The 1259-nt window shown below is 33.7% G+C and carries 2 protein-coding genes; both read left to right on the top strand.

What is annotated here, in order from left to right:
• Window positions 1-50 precede the first annotated feature (50 nt).
• Window positions 51-344 (top strand): hypothetical protein, encoded by a 294-nt coding sequence (locus GMC_RS23340; protein ID WP_010520527.1) that lies wholly within the window; start codon window positions 51-53, stop codon window positions 342-344.
• On the top strand, window positions 345-1259 hold a 915-nt coding region (locus GMC_RS23335), incomplete at its 3' end, for a contractile injection system protein, VgrG/Pvc8 family (RefSeq protein ID WP_010520526.1).

Below are 1259 nucleotides of genomic sequence, written 5' to 3'. Positions count from 1 at the left end.
CAAGTTAGTAACCCACGGTAAATTACACTACTCTTAAATAACGTAAAAAAATGTCATTATACACTCAATTGCAAGTATACTTAGACGGTACTTTTTTTAATAAAATTGTCAATTTTTCGTTAGAAGAAAAAATAGGACAGCATGCTGTATTCTCAGTTTCTATCCGTGGAGATGCTCTGGAAAATAGACTTTCAGGATCCACAGTATTAGAACAAAGTCGCTCCTTTTTAGGTAAACCTTTTTATTTAGAAGTTTCCGAAGGTGGTAGACTGAATAGGGAAACCCTATATTTTAAAGGAAAAATTACTGAAATAAAAGGTAAAAAAGGAAACGAGCATGGTTGAATGGGAGATCTTATAGAAGTTAAAGGAATGAGTAACAGTATTCTTTTAGATGATGGTTCTAATATAGATAGCTTTTTAGAAAAATCAGTTTCCGATATCATTGAAGAAGTCACAAAAGACTACAATAGCTCAGAATTCAGTATAAGAGTACAACCTGAAAATAACACATTGCTCTCCTACTCGGTACAACATCACCAAAGTACCTTCCAGTATTTACAATATTTAGCCGCTACACAAGGCGAGTATTTGGTATATAGTAGAGATACGTTACATTTTGGAAAACCTGATTTAGGAGACGAAATACATTTAAATTACGGAGTCGACTTAAAGGATTTTAGTTTGGGTTTAACAGTTAACCCTTTACATTTTAATTATTATAGCAATGATTATACATCTGAAAGTACTATAGAAACTTCTAGTAACAGTATCGCTTCAAACGCTAGCGGATATAGTGCATTTGCCAACAATGTGAGCAAGCAATTTTTCCCTAAAAAAGACAATAAACAAATTTTTTACGGATTCGAGAGCCAACAATTGCAACAACAATTAGACAGCTCGGTAGCATTACAAAAAAAATTAGCCGAACAAAAACAAGTAAGCATTGTAGGTAAAAGCACCAATACTGGAGTTTCACTGGGGAAAATTATTGTTATTAAGAGTAATCAAGGAGACTTTGGACGCTACAGGGTAATACAAATTACACACAGTTATAAGCAAGGAGGAACATATACCAATAACTTTACGGCAATACCCTTAGAAATTGATGTTTATCCTTTAACGGATATCGATTTAATGCATCCTTCTCATCCACAAGTAGCCAAAGTAATAGCTGTTAACGACCCCAATAGGATGAGCCGTATAAAAGTACAATTTCCTTGGCAAAAAATGTACAATAAAACTACACCATGGATACGT

The organism is Aquimarina agarivorans, from assembly GCF_000218485.1.
Classification (GTDB): Bacteria; Bacteroidota; Bacteroidia; order Flavobacteriales; family Flavobacteriaceae; genus Aquimarina; species Aquimarina agarivorans.
Note: the sequence above shows the minus strand (reverse complement) of the source record. Positions and strands in the feature narration are given on the sequence as shown.

Bases quoted from the DNA above. Each gene is read 5' to 3' on its own strand.
- GMC_RS23340 (WP_010520527.1), top strand. From the start codon at position 51: ATGTCATTATACACTCAATTGCAAGTATACTTAGACGGTACTTTTTTT.